The sequence below is a fragment of the Azospirillum humicireducens genome, assembly GCF_001639105.2.
Lineage (GTDB): Bacteria > Pseudomonadota > Alphaproteobacteria > Azospirillales > Azospirillaceae > Azospirillum > Azospirillum humicireducens.
Window position 1 is genome coordinate 2900154 of sequence record NZ_CP015285.1, and the last position, 26627, is coordinate 2926780.

Here is a 26627-nt window from a genome sequence, read left to right on the forward strand (position 1 = left end):
TTCGTTATAGTGGCCGAGAATGCCTGCCAGAGCCGACGCGTCACCGGAGGGTGCCCGTGAACCACCTGTCCAGCCGCCTGATGCACAGCATCCCCGCCGCGGCGCGGTGGCCCGGCTTCGTCGCCGGAGCGCTCGCCTGCACCCTTGCGGGAGCAGCGGCGGCACAGACGATCGACGCCGATGGACGGTTCGGCACTTGGGCACTGGGTGGCCTCGCCTACGGCCTGCAACCTCCGCCGGACAGCAGCCTCACAATCCTCAACAGCAAGATGCGGATCGGCGGCTCGCTGATCCCGCAGATCGACGGCTTTGCCAGCGTGCAGCCTTGGATCGGGCCGGGCACAGGAAGCAGCCTGACCCCGCGCGGCGCCGTGACCGGACTGGCCGGCGGACTGACCGGCACCGGGAGCGCCGGTGTCTCCGGCGGTCTGGCCGGCATCATGGGCGGCGTGCTGATCGACGTCCCGCTCGGATCCTTCGTCTTCACGCCCAGCGTCGGCGCCGGCACCCTGCCCACCGTGCGGCGGGAGGGCGCGCCCACCACCGAGTTCCGCTCGCAGTTGGAACTGGGATACCAGTTCGACAACAAATCCCGCTTCAGCCTGGGTTACAGCCGCATCGTCAACGATGCCGCCGCAGGCGATCCGGCCGCTGGCACCAACAACGTGTTCGGCTTTTATTACCGGTTGCCTTTCGGCGGCCCCTGACCCCGCCGGCGCGACAGGACATCGTGTCGCGGTGTCTGCCGGTGGGAAAACGCGCGCGGCGGTAGCGTCTTAACTGCATTTTAAACATGGTTGGATCAAGTGGACGCGGACCGAACGCTCCCTGGGGAACCCACCATGGCCACCAAGCGCAAGACCGCCGCCTCCGCTGCTCCCGCAACCGCCCCTGCCGCTGCCGCACCCGTGTTCGAAGCGCCGGTGGAAAGCTGGGCCGACACCATCCTGCGGACCAACTTCGCGTCGGTGGAGCAGGACAGCATCGTCCTGCTGCAGGCGGCCGGCAGCCTTCTGGAATCGGATTCGCCGGATAAGGTCAGCATCGCGCTGGACCAGAACCTGAAGCTGTGGGTCGCGATCAAGACCGTCCTGCTGAACGACGACTGCCCCGTCGAGCCGGAGGTTAAGGCCAATCTGCGCAATCTGGCGCAGTATGTCGTCTCCACCACCATGCTGGCGACCCAAGGCGCGATCGAGTCGAGCAAGCTTGTCTCGCTGGCCCGCCTGAACATGAACATCGCCGAGGGCCTGCTGAGCGGCCAGCGCAACCGGATGATCCAGGAACGCGCCTATCAGATCTGGGAAGAGGACGGCCGTCCGGAAGGACGCGAGCAGGAACACTGGCTGCGCGCCGAGGCCGAGATCTCCGGTCTGTTCAAAGTTTAAGCTCCTCGGTCGGTTGGACGGCGGGCCGGGCGGATTTTCGCAACGCCGCCATACCCCATGGACATGACCGCCCGCGTCGCGACACCGTGACGCGGGCTGTTGCGCTTGGTAGGCTCGGGGCACCGTGACAGTCCCGCCGCAAACCCTCTCCAAACCGCACAAGCGCATCGACAATACCCCGCTCGGCATCGGTTCGATGCTGGCGTCGGTGCTGTTCTTTTCGTTGATGAACGTCCTGGCGAAGCTCCTGATGGACCGCTTCCCGGTGACCGAGGTGATGTTCTTCCGCAGCCTGTTCGCGCTGATCCCGGTCTGCCTGTCGATCCATCTGGGCAAGGGCTTCGCGTCCACATTGTACACCCGCCATCCGTTGGGCCATATGGGACGGTCGCTGATCGGGCTGACCACCATGGTCGCCATGTTCTGGTCGTTCCACCTGCTGCCGCTGGGCGACGCCATCGCGCTGAACTTCGCAGCCCCGCTGTTCCTCACCGCCCTTTCGGTTCCGTTGCTGAGCGAAAAGGTCGGCATCCATCGCTGGAGCGCGGTGCTGGTCGGCTTCGCCGGCGTGCTGATCATCGTGCGGCCAAGCGGCGACGTGCTGAACCTGGGGGCCATCATCGCGCTGTTCGGCGCGCTGACCAACGCGCTGGCGATGATCGCCATCCGCCAGTTGAGCCGGACGGAGCCGCCGGACACCATCGTCTTCTATTTCACCCTGCTGACAACAATCCTGCTTGGGCTGACCCTGCCCTTCTCCTGGGTCACGCCGGACCCGATGGGCTGGCTTCTGCTGGTGGCGACCGGCCTGCTGGGCGGCTTGGGACAACTGACGCTGACACGGGCCTACTCGCTGGCGCCGGCCGCGGTGGTGGCGCCGCTGAACTACACCTCGCTTCTGCTGGCGGTCGGCTTCGGCTGGCTGATGTGGGGGGAGGTGCCGACCGGCACCATGGTGGTCGGCGCCGCCGTGGTGATGGCGAGCGGCCTCTACATCCTGCATCGCGAAACCCGGCGCCGCGCCACCCCGTCGCAGCCGCTGCCGCCCGGCGACGGCGATTGACTACCCACCAGCCGGTTTCCGCGCCATAGTTTCGCCATTGCGCAATGATGGGCTGTACCATCGCGCCGGTGGGCAAAATCCATCGGCGCCGCCTATATGATTGGCGTGCGCAGCAGAATCGGCAGGCGGCGACGGACCGGCTGCATTTCGGCGCGGAGGGGGCGGCATGACGCAGAACGGGCGACGCGGCGAGAGCCGGCCTGCCGACGGCATTCAGGGGGGCGACGGCGTGAGGGAGCCGCGCTTCCGGCTGGCCCAGGCGCGCGCGGCGCTGTTGTGGGAACGGCTGGGGCCGGCGCTGTGGGCGCCGCTGTCCGTGCTGGGCGCCTTCCTGGCGCTGGCCCTGCTGAATCTGCTGATCCTGCTGCCGGGCTGGCTGCATGCGCTGGCGCTGCTGGCGCTCGCCGCGGCCTTCCTGCTGTCGCTGGTCATCGGCGTCCGGCGCTTCCGTGCACCGGCGGAGGATGAGGCGCGCAGGCGGCTGGAACGCGACAGCGGGCTGGACCACCGTCCGCTGCACACCCTGCGCGACCGGCCGGCCGGCAACGATCCGATGGCCCAGGCCTTGTGGCGCCTGCACCAGGAGCGCGCCCGCGCGGCCATGCGCAGCCTCCGCGTCGCCTGGCCGGGAACCGATGTGCCGTCGCACGACCGTTACGCCCTGCGCGCCCTGGTGATCCTGACGCTGGTGGTGGCCGGGGCCGCCGCCTGGGGTGATTGGCGCCCTAGGGTGGCAGCCGCCCTGACCCCGCGGTTCGACGGCGGCACCGTCATCGCCACGGCGACGCTCGATCTCTGGATCAACCCGCCCGACTACACCGGCCTGCCGCCGGTCTTCCTGAAATCCGGCTCAACCGCGACACCCACCAGCCCGGCGGCCAGCCAGCAGGGAGCCAACAAGCAGACGACCGGCCAGCAGCCCGCCGACCAGCCGGTCCAGATCCCGCAGGGCAGCCTCGTGCTGGCCCGCGTCACCGGCGGCAACGGCACGCCGAGCCTGGAGGCCGGCGATCACTCCGGCCCGTTCGAGGCGGTGGACTCCACGAATTTCCAGGTGCAGCGGCCGGTGACCGGCGGCACCCGCATCTCCGTCACCCAGGGCGGCCGCACGCTCGGCTCCTGGCCGATCCAGGTGGTTCCGGACCGTGCTCCCGTCATCGCCCATGCCAGCCCGCCTTCGGCAGCCGAGCGCGGCGCCCTGAAGCTGGACTATGCCGCCCGCGACGATTACGGCCTGACCGAGGTGAAGGCGCAAATCCGCCTCGCCCCCGCCGTTCCGCCGCCAGCCGCCACCGCACAGGATGGGGCAGCGCAGTCCGACCGCGCGAAAAAGGCGGCGGAGGAGAAGGCGGACAGCGCGGAGATGCTCGAACTTGCGCTGTCGCTGCCCGGCGTCCGTCCGAAGGAGGCGCACAGCACCGCCTTCCAGGACCTGACCGCCCACCCCTGGGCCGGCATGCCGGTGACGGTCCGCCTGACCGCCACCGACGGCGCCGGCCACACCGGCCGCTCGGAGGATGCGGCCATCTCCCTGCCGGAACGGGCCTTCAACCACCCGGTCGCCCGCGCCATCGTGAACCAGCGCAAAATCCTGACCCGGAACCCGAAGGGGGCACGGGTGCAGGTCGCCCGCGCGCTGGCCGAGATCTCCGCCCGGCCCGGCACCTATGGCGACGACATCGTCGCGTTCCTGTCGATGCGCACCGCCATTGCCCGGCTGATGCTGGACGAGAGCGCCGAGTCGATTTCCCCCCTGCAGCAGCTGATGTGGGAGACCGCGCTGCGCATCGAGGACGGCGGCCTGTCGCTGGCCGAGAAGGATCTGCGCGACGCCGAGAAGCGGCTGACCGAGGCGCTGGACAAGAATGCGTCGGACGAGGACCTGAACCGCCTGATGGACGAGCTGCAGGCGGCGCTCGACAAATTCCTCGACGCCATGGAACAGAGGATGATGGAAGCGCTGCAGCGCGGCGAGCAGCTGCCCATGGTTCCGCCGGAGATGGCCGACCGGATGACGGACCGCAACGATCTGCAGCAGATGCTCGACCGGATGCGCGAGATGGCGCAGACGGGATCGCGCGACGCCGCGCGCCAGATGCTGTCCCAGCTGCAGCAGATGCTGGAGACCATGCGGTCGGGCGCCATGGCCCAGATGAACCAGCAGAACGGCCAGCAGCAGAACCAGACCTGGGAGATGATGCAGCAATTGCAGAAGCTGGCCCAACAGCAGCAGCAGCTTCTGGACCAGAGCTTCCGCCAGTCGCAGGAATCGGCGGATCAGCAGGGCGAGCAGCCGCGCAACCGCCAGCCCAACCAGCGCCGCAACCAGAACGGCCAACAGAACAATCAACAGAACCCTGGCAGCCCGACCCTGCAGAAGCAGGCCGAACAGCAGGAGGCGCTGCGCCGCCAGCTGGGCGAGCTGATGCGCCGCATGGGTGAACAGCAGGGCGGCGAAATTCCCCAGCCGCTGGGCCGCGCCGAACGCGCCATGCGCGATGCCGCCCAGGCCCTGCAGCGGGGCGCCCCCGGCGCCGCCGTGCCGTCGCAGACCGAGGCGATGGAGCAGCTCCAGCAGGGGATGCAGGGCATGGCCGAGCAGATGGCCCAGCAGATGATGATGGGCCAGGGACCGGCGATGATGGGCCAGCAGGGCCAGATGCCGGGCCAGAACGGCCGCGGCCGCGACCCGCTGGGCCGCCGACCGTCGGGTTACGGCATGCAGGATTCCAACGACGTGAAGATCCCGGAACAGTCGGAACTGCAGCGCGCCCGCGAAATCCTCGACGAACTCCGCCGCCGTTCCGGCCAGTACGGCCGCCCGCAGGAGGAACGCAACTACATCGACCGTCTGCTGAAGCAGTTCTGACCGGGAGCAGCGGCGACGCGACCGACTCTACCCGCGGAAATGGTCCTTGCGGTGGCGGAGTTCGGCAAAGACCTCCACCGCCGGGGCGCCGGACAGGCCGATGGCGGACTGGACGGCAGGCTCATCGGCGCGCAGGAAGGGGTTGGTCCGGCGTTCCAGGCCGACGGTGGTCGGGATCGTCGGCTGGTTCCGCTCGCGCAAGGCCCCGACCTCCTCCATGCGCTGGCGCAGGACGGAATTGTCCGGGTCGACGGTCAGGGCGAAGCGGCCGTTGGACTGGGTGTATTCGTGCCCGCAATAGATTCTGGTCGAGTCGGTCAGCGACCGCAGGGCTTGCAGCGACTCCCACATCTGGGCCGGCGTGCCCTCGAACAGGCGTCCGCAGCCGAGCGAGAACAGGGTGTCGCCGCTGAACAGCGTCTCCGCCGCCTCGAACCAGAAGGCGATATGGCCGCTGGTGTGGCCGGGAACGGCGATGACGCGGGCGGTCTGCTCCCCGAACACCGTGCGGTCGCCGTCGCCGAGCGCCACGTCCAGGTCGGGGATGCGGTGGGCGTCGGCACGGGCGCCGATCACGGTGACGCGGTGGCGGGCCTTCAGCTCGGCCACGCCGCCGATATGGTCGTTGTGGTGGTGAGTCAGAAAGATGTGCGTCAGGGTCCAGCCGCGCCGCTCCAACTCGGCCTGCACCGGGGCGGCCTCGCCGGGATCGACGACGCCGACCTTGCCGGATGCCGCGTCACGCAGCACATAGATGTAATTGTCGGCGAAAGCCGGAACGAGAATGACCTCCACGGCAGCGGACTCCCTGCTGTTGCGATACGAAACCCGTGTTACGCTTGGGATACCATGTACACAGATATCGTCGATCTGAGGGAGTTCTACGAGTCCGGATTGGGCAGGACCGCCCAGCGGATGATCCGCCGCCGCATCCGCACCATCTGGCCGGACGTGCGCGACCAGATCGTGCTGGGCATCGGCTACACCACCCCCTACCTGCGTCCCTTCATGGGGGAGGCGGACCGGGTGGTCGCCGTGATGCCGGCCAGCCAGGGCGTCAGCTTCTGGCCGGCGGAAGGACCGGGCATGGTGGCGCTCGGCGACGAGGCCGATCTGCCCTTCGGCGACAACACCATCGACCGCGTCCTGCTGGTCCATGGGCTGGAGGGGACGGAACAGCTGCGGCCGATGATGCGCGAGATCTGGCGGGTGCTGGCCGGCGGCGGACGGGTGCTGGCGGTGGTGCCGAACCGCCGCGGCCTGTGGGCGCGCGCCGACTGGACGCCGTTCGGCCATGGCTTTCCCTATTCCTCCTCGCAGCTGAAGCAGGTGCTGCGCGACACCATGTTCGTGCCGGAACGCACCCGCCACGCCCTGTTCATCCCGCCGCTGCGCTCGCATTTCCTGCAGAAGACGGCACCGGCCTGGGAAGAGGTCGGCGTGCGCTGGTTCAAGGCCTTCGCCGGGGTGACGATGATCGAGGCGTCGAAGCAGATCTTCGCCGGCGTGTCGCGCCGGGCAGCACACCAGCCGGTCAAGCGCCGGCTGATCGTGCCCCTGCCGGGCGGTGCGGCCCCCGCCGCAAGAAGCGGCAGCGCCCGCATCATCACCGGGCCCGGCGGCGATGCCGTGGACGGGCAGCAGCCCTATCCGCGGACCTGACGCAGCGCATCGGACAACCGGCTGCCCAGCCCGCTGCCCAGGCTTCCCGCCCGCGCCGCGATGGTCTGGCTCAGAGTCGCCAGCTCGTCCAGCGTGCGCGTCACCCCGCCCAGCGTCTGTTCGGCGTCGCCGATCCGCTGTTCCGCCGCCATCGCATCCTGGCGGGAGCGGTCGAGCGAGCGTGCCACCTCGGCGGTCAGCGTCGCCTGTTCGTCGATGGCGGCGGCGACGGTGCCGTTGATCGACTGGATCGAGCCGATGGTGGAATGGATGCGGCCAAGCGCCTCGTCCACCGCAGCCGTCTCCTTCTGCAGGTTGGCGACCTGGTCGGCGATCTGCTTGGTGGCGTCGGCGGTCTGGCGCGACAGGGCCTTCACCTCGTTGGCGACGACGGCGAAGCCGCGCCCGGCCTCTCCGGCCCGCGCCGCCTCGATGGTGGCGTTGAGCGCCAGCAGGTTGGTCTGGCTGGCGATGGCGTTGATCAGCTTCACCACGCTGGCGATCTGCTCCGCCGCAGACCGCAGGGAGTTCATCACGGTGGTGGCGCGGTCGCTGTCGGATGCCGCCGCGAGGCTGATCTCCCGCGCCTTGCTGGTGTCGCCGGAGATCTGGTCGGAGGTGGAGGCAAGACGGTCGAGCATGCCGGCGATGGCGCCGACCGATCCGTCGACAGCACGAGCGGCACCGGCCGCGTCGGCGGTCTGGCGCAGCCCCTCGGTCCCGGCGGTGCGGACGGAGGCGATCGCCGCCTCCAGCCGGCGGCCGGCATCGGCCAGATCGGCGGCCAGCCCGCCGACCTCGCGCTCCACCCGGTCGGACAGGTCGCGCATCAGGGCGACGCGGCGGGTCTCCGCCGTCTCGGCCCGCAGAGTCGCCACCGCCCAGTGGCGGGCGAGGCGGGCAAAGCGGCGGGCCTGTTCGGCCGGACCCGCGACGGCCAGCGCGCCCACGCGGTCGCCGTCCAGATCGATGGCGATGGCGTAACCCTCGCGCATCGTACCGCCCGACTTGGCCGCCTCCTCCCGGCTGACGGCGCGTTCGTCCAGCCGCCGCGCGACGATGTCGGCCGCGACCGGGTGGCCGGTGCCGATCCGCTCCCTCGCGGTGGAGGCGGCGACGGTGCCGCCCTTGCCGATGAGGGACACGACGGTGTCCAGTTCACGGCCGATTGCATCACAGAGATCCTGTGCGATGGTGGCGCTGATGTCCAAGGCGCTTCTCCCCTGTCTCCGGTTGGTGTTTCCCGGCCCTGCTCCGCCTACCGGGCAGAGAGCATTTGCAGGATTTTTGATTATCTTCCGACACTACACGCAACATTTACAAACGCAGAGTTGAAAGAATGACGCAGCCGACCGTTCTGGTTCTTCCCGGTCTGGGCAACTCCGGACCGGAGCATTGGCAGAGCTGGCTCGAAGGCCGGCTGCCGGCACTGACCCGCGTCGAGTTCGGCGACTGGGACGCACCGGAGCCTGACCGGTGGGTCGAGCGGCTCGATGCTGCGGTCCGCACGGCTCCCGGACCGGTGGTGCTGGTGGCGCACAGCCTGGCCTGCATCCTGGTCGCGCGCTGGGCGGCGGTTTCCGACGCCGCGGAGAAGGTGGCGGCGGCGCTGCTCGTCGCCCCGCCCGATGTCGAGTCGCCGGACCGCGTGCCGGCGGTGGTGCGCCGCTTCGCGCCGGTGCCGACCGATCCGCTGCCTTTCACCGCCGTGACGGTCGGCAGCCGCAACGATCCCTACTGCGCAGCCGCACGCGCCTGCGGCTTCGCCGCCCTGTGGGGCGCCGACTTCATCGATGCGGGCGAGGTCGGACACATCAACGGCGACAGCGGCCACGGTCCCTGGCCGATGGGCGAAACTCTGCTGAAGGACCTGCTGGCACAGCTGTGAAGCAACCCCTTGCCGCTGCGGGGGCAAGGGTGCGACACAGGGCATGTCGTCGCGCGCCCGCCAGCGGATTGGAGCTTATGACCGGCATTCCCATCGTCGAGGCCGCCCCGGCCAAGCTGAACCTGTACCTCCACGTCACCGGCCGGCGCGCAGACGGCTATCACGAGTTGGACAGCCTCGTCGCCTTCGCCGACCTTGGCGATGCCATCGCCCTGACGCCGGCCGCCGCAAGGCTCGCCCTGCGCGGCGCCGATCTGCCGCCGGCCGGCCCGCGTCTTGCCATCGCCGGCCCCTTCGGCCCGGACCTGATGGGTGGAAATCCGGCCGACAATCTGGTGATGCGCGCCGCCCATGCGCTGGCCGCCCGGCTGGGCCGGCAGGCAGACGTGATGATCGCACTGACCAAGGCGCTGCCGGTCGCATCGGGCATCGGCGGCGGGTCGGCCGACGCCGCCGCCTGCCTGCGGGCACTGGCCCGCCTGTGGGGGATGCCGACGGACGATCCGGCTCTGTTCGCGGTGGCCGCCGGGCTGGGCGCCGATGTGCCGGTCTGCGTCGCCGGGCGCAGCTGCTATTTCGGCGGCATCGGTGACGTGCTGGACGAAGCGCCGGAGCTGCCGGAAACCCATGCGGTTCTGGTCAACCCGAACCTGCCGGTGCCGACGCCGGCGGTGTTCAGGGCACTGGCCGCCGCACGCGCGGAAAGCGCCGCCCCATTCTCCGCCCCCGCCCGCTTCGCCCGCAAGCCGGCGGACGCCCGCGATCTGGCCGCGCTGCTGCTGGAACGGACCAACGACCTCACTGCCCCGGCCCTGACGGTCGCCCCGGCGATTGCCGACGTGCTGGCGGCGCTGGAGCGCAGCGCCGGTTGCCTGCTGTCCCGCCTGTCCGGCAGCGGCGCCACCTGCTTCGGCCTCTATGCCACGACGCAGGAGGCGGAGGCCGCGGCCAAGGCCATCGCAACGGCGGAGCCGGGCTGGTGGGTCAGGCCAACCCGCCTGCGCCCCACCCCGCCCGATGCCCCGGCCCTGCCGCGCGGCATCGTCGCCGATCCCGCAGCCGCAGTCCCACCCCCGGCCGTTCCCTTCCCGGACACCGGCGGATGGGGCATCGGCTGACAAGGGGGGACGCCGCTCAGGCCCGCATGTAGCCCCAACCCGCCGCCTGCGCCTCGGCGATGTCGAGGACGCCGGCGGGAACCACCGTCAGCCCCTCGGCGGTGCGGCCGGTCTTCGCCAGCGTGTTGCCGCAGACGCGCAGAAGCCGGTCGGTCTCCGCATCGGGCCCGTCCAGCGCAGCCGCCACGGCGCCGGCATTCACCACGATCCGGACCTCGGCGTCCGGCCGCGCCCTCAACAGGTTGCGGGCGTTGTTCCGAGCCCGCTCCAGCGCCGCCGGGGTCGGGGCGTGGATGACCAGACGCAGGGGCGCTTCGGGCTGCGACGTCATGGCGGTCATTTCCCCATGGCCGCGTCGTGGAAGGACAGGTCGAACAGCGCATCCACGTCGACCGGCTCGGTGATCTGGCCCAGCGTCTGCTGGAAGGCCTGCATCCGCTTGGTGGAGTCCAGGATCGCCCTGGGGTCGTCGACGAAGGTCGTCGCGTCGGAGGTCAGCGCCGCCCGCATCACATCGCGCTCCACCAGCCCCTTGCCGATGATGTCCGTCACCAGCTCCGCCGTGCGGTCGGGGTTGGACTTGGCGAAGGCGGTGGCGCGGATATGCAGCTTGACCAGATCGGCGACGGCGGCGCGGTTGTTGGCGATGGCATCCTCCGTCACCGCCAGGACGGCGCCCGGCTGCTTGGGGAACATGGTGCCGGCCTTGGCGATGATGGCGGCATCCGGCAGACGGGACCGGACCAGCGTCAGGATCGGTTCCAGGATCGAGGCGCCGTCGATGGCCCCGGTCAACAGCGCCTGCTGCAGCGGCTGTTCGCCCATGCCGACGATCTCGACCTCGTCCGCGCCGATATGGGCGACTTCCGCCATCCAATAGCGCAGAACCGTGTCGGGCACCGAACCGGCCGGGAGCGAGCCGATCTTGGGCAGCCGGCCGTTGGCGGCGCGGAAGGCCCTGATCCCCTCCGCCGGGCTGGCGGCGCCGGCCATCGCCTTGGCCAGCGGGCCGCGGCCGATCAGCGCCACCTGGTCGATGACGTTGGCGGCGACGACCTTCAGCTTCACACCCTTCGACCGCGCGATCATCGCCGGGCCGATGCCGACATATGCGACGTCCATCGTCCCCGATGCCAGCGCCTGGATCATCGCCGGACCCGACTGGAAGCTGGTGGTCTGCAGGGCCAGCCCGGCTTCCTTCGCCCATCCCTCCCCGGTCAGCACATAGAGCTGGGTCATCGGGATGATCGGGATATAGCCGACGCGCAGGGTGGTCGCTGCGAAGGCCGGCAGCGACGCGGCACCCCCGGCGGCAACGGCGCCCAATGCGGCGGCGCCCAATATGGTGGCGTCGGCCAGCAGCCGGCGGCGGGCGATGGGAAAGGCGGTGTTTGAACGGTTGTTCGTCGGCATTGCGGTCTCCCTTTGCCGGGCAAAGCTAGCCCGCCCAGCCGGGAAACTCAATTCACATCACTCCGGATGCAGGCTCCCGAATTTAACAAATGATTTGTGTTTTACTGTTCGCAATGCTGCCGGCGGCGCACCGGACCGATCAGCCACAGGTTCAACGCGAGGCTGACCAGGGCCGTGCCACCGATCACCGCCGCCATCGGCATGGCGGTGCCGTTGGCCATCAGCCCAACCACCCAGCCGGACACCGCGCCGATGCTGAACTGCAGCATGCCCGCGAGCGCCGATGCGGTTCCCGCCATCTGCGGGAAGGACTGCAGCGCCCCGGCCATGGAGTTGGCGAAGCAGAAGCCGGTCAGCGACATGAACAGGAACAGACAGCCGACCAGCCCCCACAACCCACCCCAGCCGCCGGCCACCGTGGCGACCAGCAGGATGCCGCTCGCAGCCGACAGCCAGACCCCGATCCGCAGCATCATGTCGGACCCGAAACGCATGACGGCGCGGCTGTTCAGCGTGTTGACGATGATCATGCCGACAATGTTCAGCCCGAAGAGGAAGCCGTAATTCTCCGGCTGCACCCCGAACAGCTCGATGTAGACGAAGGGCGATCCGGAGATGAAGGCGAACATCCCCGCATAGATGAAGGACGATCCCACCGCATAGCCGAGGTAACGGCGGTTGGTCAGCAGTGTGCGGTAGGACTCCGCCAGCACCATCGGGCGCAGGCTGGTGCGCCGCGTCTCGGGGTGGGTTTCCGGCAGGGTGGCGAGCGCCAGCATGGCGATGACGCCGAAAGCCGCCTGGGCCCAGAAGATCCAGCGCCAGTTCGCCCAGATCAGGATCTGCCCGCCGATCAGCGGCGCAATGATCGGGGCGGCACCCATCACCAGTATCATCATCGACAGCACGCTGGCGGCGCGGTCGCGCTCGAACACGTCGCGGATCATGGCACGGACCAGCACCGGACCGGCGCACGCCCCCACCGCCTGCACGAAGCGCCAGGCCGCCAGATGGCCGACATCGGTGGTCAGCGAGCAGCCGACACAGCCCACGGCATAGAGCAGGATGCCGGTCGCCACCGGGATCCGCCGGCCGAACCGGTCGCTCAACGCCCCCCACAGCAGTTGTCCGACGCCGAAGCCCAGGAAGAAGGCCGACAGCGTCCATTGCACCTGATCCTGCGGCGCATGCAGATCACGCCCGATCTCCGGCATGCCGGGCAGATACATGTCGGTGCCCATCGGACCGAACGACATCAACACGCCGAGCGCCGCGATGAAGAAGGGGCTTTCCGCAGGCAAACGGGAACGGACGGCGGCAAGGCGCGCGAGCATCGGCAAATCCGAATGAGAAGGGATGGGGAATCGGCCGGACAGAGTCCACAGCCTATAAGCTGATCCGTCACCCGCTCTGCGCAAAGTCCTGTCTTGTCATGGCTGCCTTGACCGCCGCGCGATGGGCCGAAGCCCCGACAATTCCGGCTTTCACCGGTTTGCGGAGCACAAATTTCTGGTTCCGGCGGCGGGCCCGTGTCTAAGATTGAGTCTGGATACCGGGTTTTCCACCCAGCCGGAGGCAGCGTCATGCCGCACCCCAACCGCCGGTCGGTCCTGTCCTGCGTCGCCGCTGGGGCCACCCTGGTCCTGCTGCCGCAACACACGCGGGCAGCGGATATGCGGCCGGGGCTGATTTATGCGGCGGGCCAGAAATTCGACAAGAGCTTCAACGAAGGCGCCTTCGCCGGGGCGGAGCGGTTCAAGGCGGCCAGCGGCATTCCGGTGCTCGAATACCTGCCATCCAATCCGGCGCAATTCGACCAGGGCGTGGCATCGCTGTTGCGGCGCGGTGTGACCGATCTGGTCGCCATCGGCTTCTATTATGCGACGCCGCTGACCCGGCTGGCCCCGGCGCATCCGGCGGTGCGCTTCACCCTGGTCGATGCGGTGGCGGAGGCGCCGAACATCCGCTGCGTCACCTTCAAGGAGCAGGAGGGCGCCTTCCTGGTCGGCGTGCTGGCGGCGCTGGCGTCGAAAAGCGGGACCGTCGGCTTCGTCGGCGCCTTGGACATCCCGCTGATCCGCAAATTCATCGCCGGCTTCGAACAGGGTGCGCGCCATGCCCGCGGCGATATCCGGGTGGTGGTGAATTTCGTCGGCACCACGCCCGCCGCCTTCAACGACCCCACCGCCGGGGCGGAGGTGGCGCGCAGCCAGTTCCAGCGCGGGGCCGACGTGGTCTTCGCCGGGGCGGGCGTGTCGAACTTCGGCATCTTCGCCGCGGCGAGCGAGGCGCGCCGGCTGGCCATCGGCGTCGACAGCAACCAGAACTATCTCTATCCCGGCGCCATCCTCACCTCGATGCTGAAGCGGGTCGATCTGGCGGTGGACTCGAGTTTCCAGGCCGCACTCCAGGGACGATGGAGCGCCGGCACGGTGGCACTGGGGCTGGCTGAGGGTGCGGTCGATTACGCAGTGGATGAAAACAACCGGGAGCTTCTGACCCCCGCCATGCTGGATGCGGCGGAAGCAGCACGCCGAGCCATCGTCGCGGGCCGCATTCCCGTGGCGGACGGCAGTTGAACCGGCGGTTGGTTTGCGATCAGGACAGGCTCAGGCCGGCGCCTCGCAAGGCTGCCATCCCAGCGCGGCGGACAGGTCGGCCCCCTTCAGCGTGGCGAAACTGGTCTTGATCGCGGTCAGGTCGGTGCCGCGCAGCACCACCCCGGCAAGGCTCGCGTCGCGCAGGTCGGCACCGGTCAGCCGCGCCTTGGCGAAGCTGGTCGGCCACAGGCGGCTGCCGTCGCCGCTGAGGTCGACCTTGCGGAACTTCGCCCGCCACAGTTTGGCGCCGGCCAGATTGGCGCCTTCCAGGTTGCAGCCGGACAGATCGGCGCTGGTGAAATCGGCATCGCGCAGGTCGCTGTAGGACAGGTCGGCCATCATCAGCTTGGCGCCGGAGAAATCCGCCCCGCGCAGCCCGCTGAAGCGCATCACCGCCCCGCACAGCAGCTGGTTGGCGAAATTGTAGCCGCGCAGGTCGATGCGCTGGAACTGGATGCGCTCCCCGCCCTTCCCCAGCTTCTCCACCCAGATTTGATGCTCGGCGATCAAGTCGGACATCCGCGCCGCGGTGGTGGTCAGCCCGGTGCCGTCCACATCGACGCCGTGCCGCTCAAGCGCCACCCGCAATTCCTCGTTCAGCCGGGCGCCGCACATCAGCACGCCGTCCAGCGTCGCCTTGCGCATGGTCGCTCCCGTCAGGTCAGCCCCGATCAGGATGGCGCCGCTGAGGTCGCTGCCGCTGAGATCCGCGCCTGACAGGTCGCTGCCGCTGAAATCGCATTGCGCCATCCGGCAATCGGTCAGGACCGCCTGGGTCAGGCTGCAGCCGACGAAGGTCGTGGTGCCGTCACTGTTGCCAGCGGCGCGGAGCTCGCCGGCGTCCAGCACCATGCCGCGGCGCAGGTCGGCGCCCTGCAGGTTGGCGTTCTGAAGTTTCGCACCGTCGACCCTGGCCCCGCGCAGATCGGCGCCTTGCAGCTGCGCGCCGGTGAGGTCGGCCCTGGACAGGTCGGCGCCATAGAGATCGGCCTTCGACAGCACGGTGCCGATCATCCGCGCCCGCGCCAGGCTGGCGCCCGTCAGCTTGGCACCCGACAGGTTGACGCGGTTGAGGCCCAATCCGGCCAAATCGTAAAAGCTGAGATTGGCGCGGCGCCCCCGTCCGGTCGGGTCGCGCAGCAGCCATTGCTGGTGCCGCACCAGCGCGTCGCGAACCGCCCGAAGGTAGCGTTCTTCCATCATGCGGCGCGTCGTTGCCCCGGCATTGCCGTCCCGGACACGCTGTCCCGGACTGTTGGCAACCGGGATGTTACCGAAACCGAATCGATTCCGGAAGGCATCTCCCCTCGAACCTGTGCCGGACCGGCAAGATTCCACCTGTCGCAGCCTCAGATCCGTTCCAGCCGGTTCCGCCGATCCTGCCCGACATAGGACGACCGCCATCACGGACGCGTGATCGACACCACGCCACGCTTGGGCCGGCGGCAGGACCGACCAATATAGTGGGTCTGAGACACCGAAAACCGAAAGCGGAGACCGGCGGAATGCCCGACTCGGACAACACCAACACGGCCAAGAGCGAGCAGGATTGGAAGCGGGAGCTGTCCCCCAACCAGTTCAAGGTCCTGCGAGAACACGCGACCGAATATCCCGGCACCAGCCCGCTGAACGACGAGAAGCGCCAGGGCGTCTACCGCTGCGCCGGCTGCGGACAGCCGCTCTATGCCAGCGACACCAAATACGAGAGCGGGTCGGGCTGGCCCAGCTTCTGGGAGCCGATAGCTGGGGCGGTGGAGACCTCCACCGACCACAAGCTGGCCTATCCGCGGACCGAGGTTCATTGCGCCAACTGCAAAGGCCATCTCGGCCATGTCTTCGATGACGGGCCACAACCGACAGGGAAGCGCTACTGCATGAACGGTATCGCCATGACGTTCGTGCCGTCGGGAAAGTCCGGCTGACCCACGGAACAATGACCGGGTGCCGGGTTCCTTCGTCTGTTCGGCGCCCGGTCATAAACCCTCCCCAAAAAGGTGGGTTTACCCCTAACTGAGCTAAAAATGACAACCTTGGAACAAAGCGCAATGGTATGATCCCTTTCGTGCGGCGGGTTGTCGCGAGAGCGTCGCGGCTCTCGGCCGTCCGTGGCACCATGCGTCGTCGAAGCGGCGCAGGCATTCGGTCCGGCTGGCGGAGGGCGAATGGTCATTTCGGCCGAGTTCCTGGGGATGCTGCTTCTGATCACCAGCGCCGCCGCGCTCGGCCTGTCGATCGTGATCGATGTCGGCCGCGTCAGCGCCGAAAAGGCGCGTGAGGCGATGAACCAGAGATTGTACGACAAGAAGCGCGCCGCGCTGGCCGAATGGCGCCAGAAGACGGAGCGCAAGCGCGTCGACCTGACCACCCTGCAGGCCCGCCTGACCGAATTCAACGGCCGGCGCCAGAAGGCGCTGACGGAGTTGCGGGCTCTGGAGTTCTCCAAGATCGAACTGGTGCACGAGCTGGGCGACCTGGAGTCGGACGGCGACGTCTATTGGGCACAGCTGGCGGTCGGTCCCAATTTCAACGAGCTGGACCGCAAGGACATCGTCTTCTCCCGCCAGATCTGGGAGTACCGCAACGTCGCCCACATCACCGCCCCCTCGGCCGAACAGGCGCATGCAACGGTTCGCGCCAGCTTTTCCCAGCGCAACGGCCTGATCTGTTCGCCGGTGGTGCCGCTGGCCCTCGCTCCCGATCCCGAGGCGGAGGCGACCGCAGCATGATGGGCGGCGGCATGATGGGAATGGCCCGATGACCGGCATGATGCTGTATTTCGCGCTTGGCCTGATGGTGCTGACCGTCCTGTCCAACCGATACTGGCGCCGCCAGCTGACCCTGACGCGGATTGCCATGTCCAAGCTGAAGGAGAGGGTGGACGACGTGACCAGGGAGGTGGCGGACATCGCCACCGACTATGCCCAGCTGGCCCAGCATCAGGCGGACATGGAAAAGCGCGTCCAGAAGGCGGAAATCGACATGCAGGCCGCCATCCTGGAACTGGATCAGAAGAAGGGCGCCCCCATGCAGCGCTACTTCGTGTTCGACCGGAACGAGCCGCGCCCCGGTCGCTTCTGGGAGGTCGCGGTGCGCTTCCAGCCGATGGCGGTCAGTTTCGCCGACCAGCGCGGCTATCGCGGCTGGACCGGCATCCGCCGCGTCCTGCTGGTCGCCGACGGCGAGCGTGACGCGCGCGAACGGGTGGCCGCCCGTTACCCCCGCAAGGCGGGTTTCGAAATCGTTGAGGTCGCCGGCTGCCGCCTGAACGGCCTGACGGTGAACCGCATTTCCGAACTCAGCACCTTCCGCAAGCCCGGCAAGCCGGAGGAGGAGGCTGCGGCCGCGGCGGCCCGTCCGCAACGCCGCACCTCGCCGGCCCAATCCTGAATCGGGTGCAGACGAGGCCGATCAGTCCACCGCGGCCTGGAACATATACCCCATGCCATGCACGGTGACGATTCGGGTCGGTTCGGCCGGATCGGGCTCCACCACCCTGCGCAGACGGCGGACCAGCCGGTCGATCGACCGGTCGTAGGGCACGGAATCGCCCCGCAGCGTCAGGTCCAGCAGATCGTCGCGGCTCAGCACCCGCCCCGGATTCTCGACGAAGGCCGCCAGCAGTTCGAATTCGGCGGAGGTCAGCCGCGCATCTTCGCCGCCCGGATCGCGCAGGCGGCGCTTGTCCAGATGCAGCTCCCACCCGTCGAACCGCTTCACCCGTCCGCCGGCCGGCCGGGTCGGCTTGGCGATGCGGCGCAGCAGGCTGCGGGTGCGGGCCAGGATCTCGCGCGGCTCGAACGGCTTGGTGATGTAGTCGTCGGCACCCAGCTCCAGCCCGATCAGCCGGTCCATCCGGTCGGAACGGCCTGTGATCAGAATGATGCCGATGTTGGAGGTAGCCCGCAATTCGCGCGTCACCGCCAGACCGTCCTTGCCGGGAAGCCGGATGTCCAGCAGCAGCAGGTCGATCCGCCCGCGCGCCAGCAGCGCCGAGAGCTGATCGCCGTCGCGCGCCAGCATCACCCGATACCCCTCGCCTTCCAGATAGGCCTTCAGGGTCTCGCGGGTGATGGGATCGTCGTCGACCACCGCGATGGTGTTCATTGTCCCCCGTGACGGAGTCCGATGGCCCGCGGATTGTCTGCCGGCCCCTCATACCAAAGCTATCGGTTCCGCCAACCGGACACAAGGTGGAGCGCACCGCCTCCTCACTGCTGGCATCCGCTGATTGTGCGGCCTGCACAGAAGGGGAAATGATGACAATCGCACCGAACTTGCCAGAAGGCGGGGACAATGCCACATTTGTACTCATGACAAATTGGACCCCGAACCTGGAGGGCCGCGCTGGCCCGCTCTACCGCGTCATCGCCGACGCGCTGGCCGACGACATCGCGGACGGCGCGCTGGCGGTCGGAACCCGCCTGCCCACCCACCGCGACCTCGCCTTCCGCCTCGGCGTGACGGTGGGCACGGTGACTCGCGCCTATACGGAAGCGGAAAAGCGCGGTCTGATCGGTGGAGAGGTTGGACGCGGAACCTTCGTCCAGGGTCAGCGCCCACCGGCGACGCCCCTGCCGCTCGGCTGGCCGCCGGCCGGAGAGATGTCCGCCGGGGAGACGGGCACGGAAACCGCCATCGTCAACATGACGACGGTCCACCCCGAACATGCGGTCGCGGTGCAGGCCTTCGGCCAGACGCTTGCCGCCATCGGAGCCTCCGGCCGCGCCGCGGCGCTGATCGGATACGGCCCGCATGCCGGTCTGCCCGACCATCGCACAGCCGCCGCCGCATGGCTGGAGCGCCAGCACCGGGTGCAGGCGACGGCCGACTCGGTGCTGCTGACCACCGGGGCGCAGAATGCGCTGGCGGTGGCGCTGGCCGCCGTCGCCCGCCCCGGCGACGTCATCCTGGCGGAACGGCTGACCAACATCGGCACCAAGGCGCTGGCGGCCACCCAGGGCTATCACCTGGAAGGGGTCGCCATCGACGAGCATGGGCTGGTGCCCGACGCCTTCGACAGCGCCTGCCGCCGGCTGGGACCGAAGGCGGTCTATCTGGTGCCGACCCTGCAGAATCCGACCGCGGTGGTGATGCCCGCCACCCGCCGCCGCGAGATCGCCGAGATCGCCCGCCGCTATGGTGTGATCCTGATCGAGGACGACGTGTTCGGCTTCATGGTGCCGGACGCCCGTCCGATCCAGACCATCGCCCCCGACATCACCCTCTATGTGTCGAGCGTGTCCAAGAGCCTCGCCGCCGGGCTGCGGCTGGGCTTCGTCGTCGCCCCGGCGGAGCTGCGCTCCCGTGTCGAGACCGCCATCCGCGCGCTGCAATATTCCGCCCCAGCCCTGCCGGCGGAGGTGGTGGCGCGCTGGATCCAGGACGGCACCGCCGACCGCATCGTCGCCACCCAGCGGGAAGAGGATCTGGCCCGCCAGCGGCTTGCCCGCTCCATCCTGCCGGCCGGCACCGTCTATGGCAGTTCGGCGGCACAGCATCTGTGGCTGGTCCTGCCGGAGCCCTGGCGGCGCGAGGACTTCATCGGCGAGGCGAGGCGCCGCGGCGTGATCGTCACCGGCGCCGACGCCTTCGCCGTCGGCCGCGCCAGCGCGCCCCATGCGGTGCGCGTGGGGCTGTGCATGCCCCGCAGCCGCGACGAGGCCGCCCGCGGCCTGCGCGCGCTGGCCGATGCGCTGGACGCGCCGGCGGCGGCGATGCTGTCGATCGTGTAGGGACGCGTCACACCAGCGCCTCTCGATCGTGACCTGTCAGGATCGAGAGCTTCGGCGGCATGGGCCGCCGCCGCGCCGGTCGGCGCGGATACCGGCGGTCATTGGCAAAGACCTCCGGTACTACGCCCCCTGCAGCATCCCCTGTACCGCGTCCATCGCCGCAAGCCCGCGGCTGAACACCGATTCCGCGGTCGCGGCCAATTCCTGCGCCTCGCCGCGGCGGCCTTCGCGCATGCCATCCTCCACCGCGCGCATCAGCCCGACGAAGCGGGTCAGGCCGAAATGGCTGGCTGCCCCGGCCAGACGGTGGGCGATGTCCTCGATCTCATCGTCGGGCGTATCGGCGGCGGTCAGACGGGGCAGCCCCTCCTGCGCTGAATCCAGCAGCAGCCCGCGGATGGTGGCGAAGCGCGCCGGTCCAAGGGAGCGGATGTAACGCTCCAGAATCTCGTCGCTCACATCCTCCTCCTCCACCATCAGCGGGCGGGCGGGGACCGCGACGACGGCTTCGTCGCCCGCCAGAACCTCACCATCGCCGCGTTCGGCGACAGCATTGGACAGGAGGTGCATCAGCCGTTCCGGGAAGATTGGCTTTTCGATCACCGCATCGATGCCGGCGGCAAGGTAGCGGGCACGGTCGGCGGCGAAGACGTTGGCGGTCACCGCGACGATCGGCACCGCCGCCCGGTCGGCATCCGGGAAGGCGCGGATGCGGCGCGCCACTTCGGGACCGTCGATGTCGGGCAAGCGGATGTCCAGAAGCACGGCGTCGTAGCGCCGCCGCACCGCCAGTTCCAGCGCCTTCTCTCCCGTTTCGGCGACGGTGATGCGGTGCCCGGCGTCGGACAGCAGGCCGAGCGCCACCTCGCGGTTGATCGCGTCGTCCTCCACCAGCAGCAGGGCCAGCGACCGCACCCGGCTGATCGGCAGAAGCCGGCCGGGCCGCAGTGCCGGCAGGGCGGTTTCTTCCACCCGCTGCAGGGGAATGGTGACAGTGAAGACGCTGCCCAGCCCGACCGCGCTGTCGACCCGGATGCTGCCCTGCATGGCGTCCAGCAGGTGCCGCACGATGGCGAGCCCCAGCCCACTGCCGCCGAAGCGCCGCGCGATGGTGGGGTCTGCCTGTTCCAGCTTCTCGAAGATGGCGGCACGGCGTTCCGCCGGCACGCCGATGCCGGTGTCGCGCACGGCCAGTTTCAGCATTTCGCCGGCCTCTCCGCTTCCGGAACGTTCCGGCGCCGGTTCGATATCGACACGCAGGTCCACGCCACCGCGCTCGGTGAACTTCACCGCGTTGCCGACAAGGTTCACCAGGATCTGGCGCAGCCGCTGGCGATCCACCACCACCAGTTCCGGCACGGTCGGCGCGATGTCGAGGTCGAGGTCGATCCCCTTCTCGTTCGCCAGTCCTTCCACTGTCGCAACGACCTCTTCCAGCACCGGCAGCAGGGCGCAGGGAGCGGGGTCGAGGTCGAGCTTGCCATCCTCGATCTTGCGAAGGTCGAGGATGTCGTTGACCTGATCGAGCAGCCCATGGCCGCAGCGCATGATCGACATGGCATAGCGCCGCTCGCCCGCATGCAGCTGCCCGGTCAGCAGGAGCCGGCAGAGGCCGAGGATGCCGTTCAGCGGGGTGCGCATCTCATGGCTGACGGTGGCAAGGAATTCGGTCTTGGCGGCGTCGGCGCGCTCCGCCCGCTCCTTGGCCTGCCGCAGCTCCTCGCGCGCCCGGCGCGACGCGGTGATGTCGTTGGCGACGCAAATGATGCGGCAGCGGCCGTCGCCCGACCATTCGAAAGGATGACGCTGCAGGGCGAAGACCGCACTCTCGCCATTGCGGGCCAGCACCAGCTCCTCCACGCCCAGCGAGCGCATGGCGCCGGGAACGCCGCCGGCCAGCGCCCGCCCGGTCTCGTGCCCCAGCACCGCGGTCAGGGTGCGGTCCTCGATGTCGGCGCGGCGGGTGCCGAAGCAATCCTCCGCCGCCCGGTTCCACAGCACGACGCGGCCGGTATCGCCCTCCAGCACGTAGAGCACGCTCGGCACATTGTCGATCACCGCATCCAGGAAGGCCTGCGTCCGGCGCAGCAGCTCCTCCGCCTCGCGGCGGCGGGTGATGTCGACCACCGAACTCAGCAGCACCTCCTCCCCCTGGAATTCGAAGGCGATGCCCGACAACAGGCCCCACAGCCGGCGGCCGGTGCGGGTCACCAGCTCCGTCTCGACGTCGAGCGCCAGACCGCTGGCGAAGACGTCGCGGACGAACTCCTCCCGCACCGCCGGGGCATACCAGACGGAGGCGGCCGGCCGGCCCAGCAGCTCGGCGGCATCGGCCACCTCGAACAGGTCGGCGGCGCGGCGGTTGACGAAACGGATCTGGCCGTCGGCGCGGCCTGAGATCACCAGCGGGACCGGTGCCGCCTCCAGCACCGTGCGCAGCCATTGCTCGTTGCGGCGCAACGCCTCGCTCTTGTCCTCGGTCTCCTGGATGTAGAAGCGGAGCGCGCGGGCCAACTCGCCGATCTCGTCGGCACCGGTCGCCGGCACCTCCGCCCTGCCGCCCCCGGTGCGGTCGCGGATCGCCTCGCTGACCGCCCACAGCCGGGCCAGCACCTTGCGCCGGACATACAGCACCGACAGCACCATCCCCAGCACCACCACCCCGACGGAGGCGAAGAACAGGCGGGTGTAGGTGGTGGACACCTCGATCACCTGCTGGCGGCTTTCCTCCGCCGCCTTGGTCTGCTCGACGAAGATGCCGGTGTTCAGGCCGGTGTTGATCAGAGACACCTGATTGGCGCGGTCGACCAGCCCGTTCAGGGCCTCCGACGCCTGCAGTTCGGCCTGCCGCTGGCGGAAGACGGAACGGTCGCCCTCCACCACCGCGCGCATGCCCTCGGCAAGGCGGGTCAGCCGGTCCGATACCCCATCCGCAAGGCCCTGCGGCACGGAGGAGACAAGGCTTTCCAGCTGCGCCGCCCCGCCATCGGCCAGCCGGGCCAGGGCGAAGCTGTTCTCGGCCTGATGGACCGAGGCGATCAGGAACAGCAGCCGTTCGGCCATCGCCAGCCAGCGTTGCACACCGACATCCTCGACCCCGCGCAGCCCCGGTTCCGCCAGGGCATCGGCGATCCGCCGCACGTCGCGGGTTCGGTCGGCCAGGGCGCGGCGGGCGGCGACACGGGCAGTCACGCCGCGGTCGATGGCGTCCCGCAGCCGCAGGATCTCGTCGCGCTGCTGCTTCAGCCCGACGATCCGCCTTGCCTGGGGAGCATCGGACGATTCCATCTCCGCCAGCAGCCGATCATAGCCGTCCAACTGGTCGGCCAACCCCTGCTTGATCGTTTCACGGCCGAAATTGTCGTCCGACAGCGCCAGCTGTTCCAGGGTCCGCATGATCCGCTGATGCTGGCGCTCCAGCTTGGCGGAGGCGACGACGGCGGGAAACTGCTCCGACGTCACCCTGGTGATTCCGGCATGCAGGCCGTCGAAGGCGCTGTAGGCGCCAAGCCCGATCAGGAAGGCGACCAGACCGTTGAAGGCGAGCGCGCCGAACAGACGCGTGCCGACGCCGATCCTCACCACGCCCGCCTTAGCGGCTTCGGACCTTCCGGCCCCCGCCTTGCTGCCGCCTGTCATTCCCAATCCTGCCCGCCCCATCCAGACGCCCAACCCGAACACCGACACCCCAATCGTTTGCGCGGCGCCGTGGGCAGCGTATCATAGCCTTGCCGTAGGATAAGGGGAGAAGGATGGGGCTGAAGCCTGTTGCCGCCGCGCTGGGACTGTGTCTGGCGTTCATTCCGGCAGTCGGCGCAACCGCCGGGGCGCCGCCGGACAGGCAGCCCGTGCCGAACGGCGACCGCCCCGTCCTGGCGGAGATCGAGCGGCGCGGGGTGGTCCGCTGCGGCGTGTCCTTCAATCCCGGCTTCGCCGCCAACGACGACAACGGACGGCCTGTCGGCTTCATGGTCGATCTGTGCCGGGCGCTGGCCGCCGCCGTCCTGGGCAAGGCCGACGCCGTGGAGATCCGCCGCCTGTCCAAGCCGCAGGAATTCGACGCCGTCGCCGCCGGCGAGGTCGACGTGTCCTTCGCCCAGACCTCCTGGACGCTGAGCCGCGACGCGACCTACGCCGTCGATTTCGGTCCGCCGGTCTTCCACGATGTGCAGGGAATAGCCGCGTGGCGCCTGACCGACGGCCGGTCGGCGCTGGACGGATCCGAACTGACGGTCTGCGTTCCCGCCGGAACCACCACGCAGGCCGAGTTGGAGGCACTCGTCGCCGGCGGAAAGCGGCCCTGGAAGCTGCGGAGCTTCCCCGGCTGGCCCGATGCGCTGGAGGCCTTCCTCAGCCGCGATTGCGCGGCGCTCAGCGCCGATCGGGCCCTGCTGACCACAGCGCTCCATATGCTGGAGTCGCCGAAAGAGGCGCCGGAGATCGCCGACGCCCCTCTGCCGTCACGAGAGCCACTGGCGCCGCTGACGCCGAACGCCGACCGCATGTGGATGGCGGCGGTGCGCTGGACCGTCTATGCGCTGTTCCTGGCCGAGGATGCAGGCGTTACAGGCGCCAATGCCAATTTCCAGCGGATCACCGGCGGCAGCGAGATGCGGCGCCTGCTGTCCGGCCTGCCGGAGATCGCGGCAAAGGCGGGGCTGCGTCCGGACTGGGCCTATCAGGTCGTGATGCAGGTCGGGAATTACGGCGAGATCTTCGACCGCAACCTGGGCAGCCGGTCGCCGTACAAACTTGACCGCGGACCGAACCGGCCCTGGACGCAGGGTGGGCTGCTGTACGCGCCGGTGTTCCAGTGATGGTGTTCCGATAGGGGAGCCCGAGGCCGAGCTTGCGCTCGTGCAAAGGCATGGCTCCCGTCCAAAAATATTATTCTGACCCAGTCCCGCAACGGCCGATACCCCCGACCATGGTCGGGGGTGACGCAGATGATTTGCTAGGCACACTATCGGTCAGAAAACCAAGGCTCAGGCTCGGTCATCAGTTCATATGACCGGAATGCACTGGGCGATCAAAACCAACCGATATGCATGACTATTCACTTGGGAGGGTGAAGACCATGGCCTATGCGGCTTCGTCGGACGATGCCGTCCGACCGATGACGGGCGAGGAGAAGAAAGTCATCTTCGCATCCTCGCTCGGGACCGTTTTCGAGTGGTACGACTTTTATCTGTACGGTTCGCTCAGCGCGGTCATCGCCGCGCAGTTCTTTTCCGGTGTCAATCCGACCGCCGCTTTCATCTTCGCGCTGATGGCCTTTGCCGCCGGCTTCGCCGTCCGGCCCTTCGGCGCCCTGGTCTTCGGCCGTCTCGGCGACATGATCGGCCGCAAATACACCTTCCTGGTCACCATCCTGATCATGGGCGTGTCGACCTTCATCGTCGGCATCCTGCCCAACTATGCCTCCATCGGCATCGCCGCCCCGATCATCCTGATCATCCTGCGCCTGCTGCAGGGCCTGGCGCTGGGCGGCGAGTATGGCGGTGCCGCGACCTATGTGGCCGAACATGCGCCGCATGGCCGCCGCGGCAACTACACCTCCTGGATCCAGACCACCGCGACGCTGGGCCTGTTCCTGTCGCTGCTGGTCATCCTGGGCTGCCGCGTGTCGATGTCGCCCGAGGATTTCAACGCCTGGGGCTGGCGCATCCCGTTCCTGATCTCCATCGTGCTGCTCGGCATCTCGGTGTGGATCCGTCTGATGCTGAACGAATCGCCCGCCTTCAAGAAGATGAAGGAGGAGGGCAAGCACTCCAAGGCGCCGCTGACCGAGTCCTTCGGTGAATGGAAGAACCTGAAGATCGTGCTGCTCGCCCTGTTCGGCCTCGTCGCCGGCCAGGCGGTGGTGTGGTACACGGGCCAGTTCTACGCCCTGTTCTTCCTGACCCAGACGCTGAAGGTCGATGCCCAGGCGGCCAACCTGATGATCGCCGCGGCCTTGCTGATCGGCACACCCTTCTTCGTGATCTTCGGCACGCTGGCCGACAGGATCGGCCGCAAGCCGATCATCATGGCCGGCCTGCTTCTGGCCTGCCTGACCTACTTCCCGCTGTTCAAGGCCATCACCCACTACGCCAACCCGGCGCTGGAGGAGGCCATCGCGACCTCGCCGGTGGTCGTGGTCGCCGATCCGAACGAATGCTCGTTCCAGTTCAACCCGGTCGGCACCAGCCAGTTCACCAGCTCCTGCGACATCGCCAAGAGCGCGCTTGTCCGGCGCGGCATCCCCTACACCAACGAAGCGGCTCCGACCGGCACCGTGGCCTCGATCAAGGTCGGCAGCACGGTCATCCCCAGCTACACCGCGGCCCCGCAGGCCAGCACCACCGTGTCGCTGAGCCACGGCCCGACCGCCTCGCATGCGCCGACCGATACCAAGGCCGCCGGCGCCGCCTTCGACAAGGGCCTGACCGACGCGCTGAAGACCGCCAACTATCCGCCGAAGGCCGATCCGGCCCGCATCGACACGGTGATGGTCATCGCCCTGCTGACCATCCTGGTCATCTATGTGACGATGGTGTACGGCCCGATCGCCGCGATGCTGGTGGAGATGTTCCCGACCCGCATCCGCTACACCTCGATGTCGCTGCCCTACCACATCGGCAACGGCTGGTTCGGCGGCTTCCTGCCGACCACCTCCTTCGCCATCGTGGCGGCGACCGGCGACATCTACTCCGGCCTCTGGTATCCGATCATCATCGCCGCCGCGACCCTGGTGATCGGCCTGCTGTTCGTCCGCGAAACCAAGGACGTGGACATCTACCAGCATGATTGAGCAAGGACGCAACCCGGCTGACTGACGGGCGGCGGAACGGACGGGCGGAGGGTTTCCCTCCGCCCGTCCGCGCATTTTCGTGATAGCCTCTGCCGCCATAG

22 protein-coding genes are annotated in these 26627 nt (G+C 68.7%); 14 read left to right on the top strand and 8 right to left on the bottom strand.

Annotated features, from left to right (window positions below):
• Positions 1–56: 56 nt before the first annotated feature.
• The 4 genes from A6A40_RS13610 to A6A40_RS13625 all read left to right on the top strand — a co-directional run bounded on the left by A6A40_RS13610 (position 57) and on the right by A6A40_RS13625 (position 5320).
• Positions 57–707, top strand: a complete 651-nt coding sequence (locus tag A6A40_RS13610) for a hypothetical protein (RefSeq protein WP_063635849.1) — start codon at positions 57–59, stop codon at positions 705–707.
• 135 nt (positions 708–842) lie between these two features.
• A complete protein-coding gene (locus A6A40_RS13615) occupies positions 843–1388 on the top strand; it encodes a DUF2934 domain-containing protein (protein WP_063635850.1) in 546 nt (181 codons plus the stop codon).
• A gap of 124 nt (positions 1389–1512) precedes the next feature.
• The gene (locus A6A40_RS13620) at positions 1513–2451 is read left to right on the top strand and encodes a DMT family transporter (RefSeq protein WP_167562464.1); all 939 of its coding nucleotides are present in this window, start codon (positions 1513–1515) and stop codon (positions 2449–2451) included.
• A gap of 166 nt (positions 2452–2617) precedes the next feature.
• Positions 2618–5320, top strand: coding sequence for a TIGR02302 family protein (locus A6A40_RS13625; RefSeq protein ID WP_063635852.1), 2703 nt, complete (start codon positions 2618–2620; stop codon positions 5318–5320).
• A 27-nt stretch (positions 5321–5347) separates the two neighbouring features.
• Here the strand turns inward: A6A40_RS13625 and gloB are convergent, their stop codons facing one another.
• Positions 5348–6115 (bottom strand): hydroxyacylglutathione hydrolase, encoded by a 768-nt coding sequence (gloB, locus tag A6A40_RS13630; RefSeq protein ID WP_063635853.1) that lies wholly within the window; start codon positions 6113–6115, stop codon positions 5348–5350.
• A gap of 54 nt (positions 6116–6169) precedes the next feature.
• Here gloB and A6A40_RS13635 point away from each other — a divergent pair, with 54 nt between their 5' ends.
• The gene (locus A6A40_RS13635; RefSeq protein WP_063635854.1) at positions 6170–6982 is read left to right on the top strand and encodes a methyltransferase domain-containing protein; all 813 of its coding nucleotides are present in this window, start codon (positions 6170–6172) and stop codon (positions 6980–6982) included.
• Here A6A40_RS13635 and A6A40_RS13640 read toward each other — a convergent pair.
• Positions 6967–8193, bottom strand: a complete 1227-nt coding sequence (locus A6A40_RS13640) for a methyl-accepting chemotaxis protein (protein ID WP_063635855.1) — start codon at positions 8191–8193, stop codon at positions 6967–6969. The genes A6A40_RS13635 and A6A40_RS13640 overlap by 16 nt on opposite strands.
• Positions 8194–8321: 128 nt before the next feature.
• On the opposite strand from A6A40_RS13640, the gene A6A40_RS13645 reads away from it, so the two are divergent.
• The gene (locus A6A40_RS13645) at positions 8322–8870 is read left to right on the top strand and encodes an RBBP9/YdeN family alpha/beta hydrolase (RefSeq protein WP_063635856.1); all 549 of its coding nucleotides are present in this window, start codon (positions 8322–8324) and stop codon (positions 8868–8870) included.
• A 77-nt stretch (positions 8871–8947) separates the two neighbouring features.
• The gene (locus A6A40_RS13650; protein WP_063635857.1) at positions 8948–9988 is read left to right on the top strand and encodes a 4-(cytidine 5'-diphospho)-2-C-methyl-D-erythritol kinase; all 1041 of its coding nucleotides are present in this window, start codon (positions 8948–8950) and stop codon (positions 9986–9988) included.
• Between the two features lie 16 nt (positions 9989–10004).
• Here A6A40_RS13650 and A6A40_RS13655 read toward each other — a convergent pair whose 3' ends face one another.
• From A6A40_RS13655 to A6A40_RS13665, 3 genes are all read right to left on the bottom strand, one after another.
• Positions 10005–10319, bottom strand: a complete 315-nt coding sequence (locus tag A6A40_RS13655) for a DsrE family protein (protein ID WP_063636302.1) — start codon at positions 10317–10319, stop codon at positions 10005–10007.
• A 5-nt stretch (positions 10320–10324) separates the two neighbouring features.
• The gene (locus A6A40_RS13660) at positions 10325–11401 is read right to left on the bottom strand and encodes an ABC transporter substrate-binding protein (RefSeq protein ID WP_063635858.1); all 1077 of its coding nucleotides are present in this window, start codon (positions 11399–11401) and stop codon (positions 10325–10327) included.
• 101 nt (positions 11402–11502) lie between these two features.
• Positions 11503–12735, bottom strand: coding sequence for a Bcr/CflA family multidrug efflux MFS transporter (locus tag A6A40_RS13665; protein ID WP_063635859.1), 1233 nt, complete (start codon positions 12733–12735; stop codon positions 11503–11505).
• A 249-nt stretch (positions 12736–12984) separates the two neighbouring features.
• On the opposite strand from A6A40_RS13665, the gene A6A40_RS13670 reads away from it, so the two are divergent.
• A complete protein-coding gene (locus A6A40_RS13670; RefSeq protein WP_063635860.1) occupies positions 12985–13980 on the top strand; it encodes a BMP family lipoprotein in 996 nt (331 codons plus the stop codon).
• A gap of 30 nt (positions 13981–14010) precedes the next feature.
• On the opposite strand, the gene A6A40_RS13675 is transcribed toward A6A40_RS13670, so the two are convergent.
• Positions 14011–15204: a pentapeptide repeat-containing protein gene (locus tag A6A40_RS13675; RefSeq protein WP_063635861.1), complete on the bottom strand. Its 1194-nt coding sequence runs from the start codon at positions 15202–15204 to the stop codon at positions 14011–14013.
• A 302-nt stretch (positions 15205–15506) separates the two neighbouring features.
• Here A6A40_RS13675 and msrB point away from each other — a divergent pair, with 302 nt between their 5' ends.
• From msrB to A6A40_RS13690, 3 genes are all read left to right on the top strand, one after another.
• Positions 15507–15923: a peptide-methionine (R)-S-oxide reductase MsrB gene (msrB, locus tag A6A40_RS13680; RefSeq protein WP_063635862.1), complete on the top strand. Its 417-nt coding sequence runs from the start codon at positions 15507–15509 to the stop codon at positions 15921–15923.
• A gap of 240 nt (positions 15924–16163) precedes the next feature.
• Positions 16164–16727, top strand: a complete 564-nt coding sequence (locus tag A6A40_RS13685) for a hypothetical protein (protein WP_063635863.1) — start codon at positions 16164–16166, stop codon at positions 16725–16727.
• Positions 16728–16755: 28 nt separating this feature from the next.
• On the top strand, positions 16756–17388 hold the full coding sequence (locus A6A40_RS13690; RefSeq protein ID WP_063635864.1) for a hypothetical protein: 633 nt from the start codon (positions 16756–16758) through the stop codon (positions 17386–17388).
• A 21-nt stretch (positions 17389–17409) separates the two neighbouring features.
• On the opposite strand, the gene A6A40_RS13695 is transcribed toward A6A40_RS13690, so the two are convergent.
• Positions 17410–18105, bottom strand: coding sequence for a response regulator (locus tag A6A40_RS13695; RefSeq protein WP_063635865.1), 696 nt, complete (start codon positions 18103–18105; stop codon positions 17410–17412).
• A 206-nt stretch (positions 18106–18311) separates the two neighbouring features.
• Here A6A40_RS13695 and A6A40_RS13700 point away from each other — a divergent pair, with 206 nt between their 5' ends.
• The gene (locus A6A40_RS13700) at positions 18312–19733 is read left to right on the top strand and encodes an aminotransferase-like domain-containing protein (protein WP_063635866.1); all 1422 of its coding nucleotides are present in this window, start codon (positions 18312–18314) and stop codon (positions 19731–19733) included.
• 120 nt (positions 19734–19853) lie between these two features.
• On the opposite strand, the gene A6A40_RS13705 is transcribed toward A6A40_RS13700, so the two are convergent.
• The gene (locus tag A6A40_RS13705) at positions 19854–23372 is read right to left on the bottom strand and encodes an ATP-binding protein (protein ID WP_063635867.1); all 3519 of its coding nucleotides are present in this window, start codon (positions 23370–23372) and stop codon (positions 19854–19856) included.
• A 113-nt stretch (positions 23373–23485) separates the two neighbouring features.
• Here A6A40_RS13705 and A6A40_RS13710 point away from each other — a divergent pair, with 113 nt between their 5' ends.
• On the top strand, positions 23486–24550 hold the full coding sequence (locus A6A40_RS13710; RefSeq protein ID WP_063635868.1) for an amino acid ABC transporter substrate-binding protein: 1065 nt from the start codon (positions 23486–23488) through the stop codon (positions 24548–24550).
• 260 nt (positions 24551–24810) lie between these two features.
• Entirely contained in the window at positions 24811–26526 is a 1716-nt protein-coding gene (locus A6A40_RS13715; RefSeq protein ID WP_063635869.1) for an MFS transporter, read from the top strand.
• Positions 26527–26627 lie beyond the last annotated feature (101 nt).